The organism is Citreicoccus inhibens, from assembly GCF_019039035.1.
Classification (GTDB): domain Bacteria; phylum Myxococcota; class Myxococcia; order Myxococcales; family Myxococcaceae; genus Citreicoccus; species Citreicoccus inhibens.
In genome coordinates this window covers 1-5,922 of sequence record NZ_JAHNZT010000084.1, presented here as the reverse complement: position 1 = coordinate 5,922, position 5,922 = coordinate 1, and the positions used below count along the sequence as shown (strand labels likewise).

Sequence of the window (5,922 nt, the reverse complement as noted above, 5' to 3'; positions counted from 1 at the left end):
ACCACGGACCCGCCCCAGGCGCACCTCCTACCTCCGCCCTGAACACCCTTCCGGTCGCGGCGCTCGCCGAACACGGCACCCATCCGTCTTCAACCGCTCTCCACACGTCACTCGCCGGACGGTTACCCTCGATGGGCCCGTGTTGTCGCATGCGACATACGTGCAACATGGACAGGAGGCAGTAGCCTAGAAATGAAAAAAGCCCCAAGTCACAAGGACTTGGAGGCTTAATTCGGAGTGCCCAGGGCGGGATTCGAACCCGCTGCACCGAACAACCCAATCCCGAGGCAGGATCGCCTTGATCCGCGATTTCACTGGGGATTTTGGCCAGTTGTTGTCCCGCCCTGTCCCGCCTCCTGCCGCCCGATTCCACCCTGGAGGGGCTATATGGGGGCAATCGGTGAGCCCACCAGTAGAACGAAGCGACGGACTGATGGGGCGGCCAGTCGCCCCCATCACGGTTCTACCCTGGGGGCAGGAGTGACTTCAGGAGCCCTGCTCGATCGAGAAGGTCGTGGACACGCGCGGCAAGAGCTACGTGCTCCAGGTTTGTAGCCGAGAAACGTTCGGGAGTGATGACGATGAGCGTTCCCTGATCTCCAACTGGCTCAACCTGTACTGGAGAAGGAAGGGGCGGCACTTCACCTCGCTGGCGAGAGAAGTACATCACCCATCCAGCGAACGTTCCGGGGTCTGCCTCCTCCGACACGTTGTCACGATGAGCGACAGAGGTAGCAACGCCCCACTCTGGCTCCCACGCAAGCACCATTGACCTCATGATCTCGGCCATAACGGGCGCGGAGAGCAGCCGTTCTGCGGCCCCCCCTTTTGAGGGAAGAGTTACGGTGCATCGGTCCAGCACATGCCGCGAGCGCGAGCCACAGGTGATGCTCGCCACAGTGCCGCCCTCGGACTCGCCGTTCCATGCGGCGAAGGCAACGTCTCCGGCTCCTTGACGGTACTTCCCTTCAGCAAACAGCGCGGACAGTGCGTCTTGCGTAGGCTCGAACCTGCTCGCCAACGCGGCCGTGCGAGACGATGATTGTTCGAACCACTGAGCAAAGGTTGGATCCAAGGCGACCAACCCTCGGAAGAAGGCGCCAGCACGGCGCGCATGCTCTTCCGCCACTCCACGTCGTCCTGACCAGTAGACACCAGCGTAGTACCGTTCAGTCATTGGGCTCTGCACCTAGAGGGATGGCGGGGTATAGACGACTTTGATCCTTCCAAGCCCTTCGGTCCTGAAGATCTCGCGGACAAAATCCGCCGCCTCACGCTCCGCAAAGTGCCACCGGATAGGAGTGCCGTTGGCGACTTCGAGCTGTCGTTCCGCCTGATTCACGATCTTCCTAAAGCCCTGAAACCAGCCGCCGCTCTCTGCCGCGTCCGGAATGAACTTGGCATAGCCGGGCCCCTTGGCCTCCAGCAAGACTCCATCTTTGTACCCGTCGAACTTCACGTCCCCGACAACGTAGGACTGGCCGTCCGGAGCCCCGGTCACCTCTTTCTCGTAGCGACGCGCGGATTCTTCCATTGATTCCCTGGCGAACTCCCATCTCCCCGGGCCATCTGAGGGCGCCTCCTGATTCCCCTGCGCACCAACCCGCTGGAGGATGATGGCCGCCCCAGGTCCACCACCGAGCACCGCCGCCGCTCGCCCGACAGGAATGGCCACTCGCTCGATGGTGAGCGCACCCTGCGCCGAGAGAGACAGCACCGGCACCGTTGCTTCGGCTCCCGCCATCAACCCAGTCACAGTGCGAGTCGCGGCCGAAGCCGTCCCCGTCGTGAGGAGGAGGTTCGTGGCCAGCTCGGCCACGGCTTGAATCTGCTCCCCCTTCGTCATCCACCGAAAGCGCTCGAAGTATTCCGGCGACGACTCGATGAGCGCCGCCACACCAGCTGGCAAGTTCTTGAGGGAAGCAATGCTGTCCAGCGGGTAGGTGAAGAAATAGCCGATGGAGAGCGCCAGCTTCACGAACGCGGCTTCAGCTCCGTCGAGCGTGCGGCCCACATAGTCTGCATCGCTGTAGACCTCTCCCACTGGGTGGCGATCGACAATCTGAAGGTCGTCACCCATGAGGCGAAAGACGGCTGTACGCCCGTCGTAGAAGCGCCCCAGTTCGAAACCGTGGGCGCGGAAGGCACCGTCTCGCCACTCGACGGGCGCGACCCGCTGTTGCGTCGCACCGTTTCGCACCCACGCGAGACACCCATCTGGCCGCAGGACTGCAACCCCAGCGAAGCGTTCGACCTGGCGCACCAATTCGGCGCGTGGCATCTCGCCCCGCTCCAGAACCTTGCGCAGCAGATAGCCGGCCGCGAGGCGCGCGGGGAACTGCCCCAACGAAACGGGCTTCCCCAGGAGTCCTCTCAGCAAGCGATCCGCCTGGGTCGGAGTGAGCGGACCTCCAGGCATGGGGCGTTCGTCACGAGCCTCAAGTCCTGCACTCGTGAGCAGCAGCTCCCACGCGTCCAGTTGCGTAGTGCCGCCAGAAACACCACCAATCGACAGGCCGCCCACCGCCGGAGCCACAGTGCCCCCTCCGGCCCCCGTAGCTTCCTCACGAGGGACCCGACGACGACCAAGCCGCGACGACTCGCCGGAGTCCGCAATCGAGACCGGCAGGGAACCCGAGCTGCGGGGACGCTCGTCGAGCAGAGGCGTCCCCAACGCTGGAGTGGTGAGGACATGAGGCGCGTAGCTCAGGTTTCGACCCCGGCCCGATGCAGGCGCGACGCTGACACACCCGGTAAAGAGCCAGACCAGCATCAGGGAGAAAGCATCAGCGCGCACTGTCCACCCCCAGGCCCACCGAGGCGAAGGCCCCCGGTCGCAGCGAGCCTTCCGCCGTGGGGAACAGCAACGTGCCCGCTGTGCCCATCGCGTAGAGCTTCCCGTTGAGGAAGCGCCAACGCACTTCGGCCCCGCCGAGGTAGCGCGCTCCGGGCTGTCCCATGCCCACACCGAGGCCCTTCAGCGCCACTTCCAAGCTGCGCTCGAAGAGCTGCACCGCTACGCGCCCATCCACGTCGAAGCGGCCCCAGGTGAAGGCTTCCGCGCCGAGCGTCAGCTTCAGGTGCTTGGAGAGGCCGCCGTAGTGGACCGCATCCCAGCCCACCACAGCCTCGCCATAGAGTGAGTAGCCACTCGGGAATGGAGACTCCGCGAGCGGCACGCCGTCAGGCCCCGCAGCACGGAATCGCGCCAGCTCATAGTCCGGGCCGAAGAAGCCCTGACGGAAGCCGCCGTGCTGCCTGCGCACCTCCAGCCGCAACGTCATGTCCAGCGTCGGCGTCACCGTGTCGACGCCCACGCCCAACACCGCGCCCCAGGCGCCGCCCTCTCCGGGCCTGCCACCCCAGCCGGCAATCACGAGGGCCTCGAAGCCCGGCCGCACCACCGCAATCGCCGTGGCGTCCAGGTGCGCCAGCGTCACCGAGGGCGCGCGTCCTCCTGCCCGTCCCCAGTCGTGCACCGCCGACAACGCCAGCGTGTAGCAACCTCGATTCTCCGGCTTGCCGAAGAGGAGATGCTCCACGTCCAACGAGAACTCCGCCCCCATCAACCGAGCGCCCAGCACATCCGACACGAAGGCTTCCGTGTACAGAGGCCCCAGCGTGCCGGTGAGGAAGCCGCCTGCCGGGTGGTAGTCCGGATTCATCCGGTTGGAGTAGCGGCGCACCAGATGCGCGGAGAGAAGGCTGTAGCTCTCCAAGGCACCGAACCACACGCCCAGCGGCGCGTTGTCCGAGCCGAACTTGAGGCCGCGAATCACCTGCCCCCAGTCCGAGAGGGTGTCCCAATCCTCGCGGCGCACGAGCCCTGCACCTTCACCACCGCCCCACATGCGAAAGCGCACGGGAGCACCCACGTTGACGCCGAACTCCGGCCCGCCGTCGAGGATGAACGTGGGCTCCACCTGCGCGAAGCCCTCTTCCACTCCCGAGCCCGCGCGCGGCAGGAGTGTCCACGCCGTCGCCTCGACGCGTGCCAGGTACGCCCATGGGATTGCAGGTGAGTCCGAGGGTGGGGGCAACTCCTCGAGAGCAGAAAGCTCCGAGGCCCATCCCGAGAGGGGCAACAGCAACAGCACCAACACGGACAGCCAGCTTCGCACTCTCTGCATACACGCCTCCTGTGCGTGCCCCGACATGAGGCACACGAAACGCACGTCTCCCGGTCGGCTCGGCAGTTCGCGCCGCTCCGGTGGTGAATCAGCGGGGTTGAAGGGAAAGAGGTGCCGCCGCTACGCGGTCGGCTGTTTCGTCAGTCTGCGATTGCGCGGGGGAACACCGGGCTCCGTCGGCGTGTCATCCGACAGCTTCGACCGCCGCCCTCCCGCCCTCGGGGTACCGGACGCAGTGGAAACCGCATCAGCCCCATACGCTTCAGGCACAGGGGGAGTGATTCCTCCTTCATCACTCGGCAACTCGAAGTCCCACAGCCCGGCACCGATATCCCCGAGGGCAGTCTGGACTTCCTTCAGCGCATCCGCCCCCGTGTAGGGCCCCAGCGCAGACAGTCTCGCTCGCATGACGAGTTCCAACTCCCTCGCCGTGCCGAATCTGTCGGAGGGGTTGCGGCACAGGAGCGTGTGAATGATGTCCCGGAGCGGAACCGCGAGTCCGCGCGCGGCGTGCTCGATGTCCCCTGAGCGATAGGCCATGGCACACCAGATGGCATCCTCGGCAAACGGAGGCAGCTCCGTCACGAGCGACGCCACCGAGGCCGCGAGCACGCGCTCTCGTTCCTCTGTCGAGAGGCGCGCTTCCACTTCCTCGATTCGAAGGTGGCTCGGGTCGTAGAGGTGGCGTCCCGTCGCGAACTCCAAAAGCGTGAGCCCCAGGGAGAACAAGTCCGCACGAGCGTCCACCCCCTCCCCTAGCAACACCTCGGGGGCCGAGTAGAGGACTTCGCCTTGGGGGCGAGGCAGGGAGGTGGCCAGTCGCCCCGAGAGGCGCGAGAGGGCCACTCCGAAGTCCGTCAGCCGCACCTCACCGTGAGGCCCCAGGCGGATGCGCGTGGGGTTGATGTCGCGGTTGACGATGCCCAGCGGAATGCCCGCGTCGTCCGTGCACGTATGCACGTAGGAGAGGGCCGCAGCGGCCTCCGCGCCCACGTACAGGATGAACGCCTCGGAGAAGTAGCGACCGCGCGCCTGGGCGACCGCAAGCAGCGTGTTGAGCGACAGTCCCTCGACGCTCTCCATCGCCACGCACAGGCCATTCTCCAGCGCAAAGAGGCCATACACGCGGGCAATGCTCGGGTGCTGGAGGTACTGCGCCAGCCGGACTTCCTCCTCCAGCCGAGCACGGGCGCGCTGATGCTTCTCCGTCGTGTCCGCCGCTTTCGGCAAGGGCAGGCACTTGAGCACCACACAGTCACCGAGGCCCCTCGGCGTGCGCGTCTGGGCCAGGAGAATGCGCTCACCGACGCGCCCCTCTCCCAAGTCGCGGAAGAACTCGTAGGCGGTGTCGCCGTTCGTGAATAGGACAACCCTCCCGGCAGGCCGAGAGTCAGACGGATTGGACATGGGCAGGGAACTCCAAGGGCCTGCGCGAGAGGGATTCGCGCAACGGCAAGCTCAAGGTACCGGCAGCCCAGTCCAAGCGGAACGACGTGATAGGTACAAAAACCTCGAAATCCCATTCACTCCGAGTGCGACCTCGAAGCCCTAGAATGTATCGTTTTGTTACATTCGCCCGCGCAACCGCCTGGAATGACTAGGGCCAGCGCTCAACTGGGTATGCGGGAAGGGCCTTGTTCAGATAGGCAGCCCCTGGCTTGGACTCGGTCGTGTCCCTATAAGTGTGTAGTCGGCGAACAGAGGTGAGCGGGAAAGAGGGAAGCTCCTCGGAGAAACCAACCGAGACGGTCTCCCCCTGGCAGGGGAGCCGAGGAGTTCCCGTCGTGGACGA

General features: G+C 65.3%; 4 protein-coding genes. All 4 read right to left on the bottom strand.

All coding sequences use genetic code 11. The annotated features are described in order from the left end of the window. Positions 1-463: 463 nt before the first annotated feature. On the bottom strand, positions 464-1,177 hold the full coding sequence (locus KRR26_RS37770; RefSeq protein ID WP_217082138.1) for an immunity 52 family protein: 714 nt from the start codon (positions 1,175-1,177) through the stop codon (positions 464-466). Positions 1,178-1,189: 12 nt separating this feature from the next. Next, positions 1,190-2,536 (bottom strand): Tox-REase-5 domain-containing protein, encoded by a 1,347-nt coding sequence (locus KRR26_RS36005; protein ID WP_328707279.1) that lies wholly within the window; start codon positions 2,534-2,536, stop codon positions 1,190-1,192. Positions 2,537-2,786: 250 nt separating this feature from the next. Beyond that, positions 2,787-4,130, bottom strand: a complete 1,344-nt coding sequence (locus KRR26_RS36000; protein WP_217082136.1) for a hypothetical protein — start codon at positions 4,128-4,130, stop codon at positions 2,787-2,789. A 120-nt stretch (positions 4,131-4,250) separates the two neighbouring features. Then, positions 4,251-5,537 carry a serine/threonine protein kinase gene (locus KRR26_RS35995; protein WP_217082135.1) on the bottom strand — a complete coding sequence of 429 codons (1,287 nt, stop codon included), beginning with the start codon at positions 5,535-5,537 and terminating at the stop codon, positions 4,251-4,253. Positions 5,538-5,922: the final 385 nt, after the last annotated feature.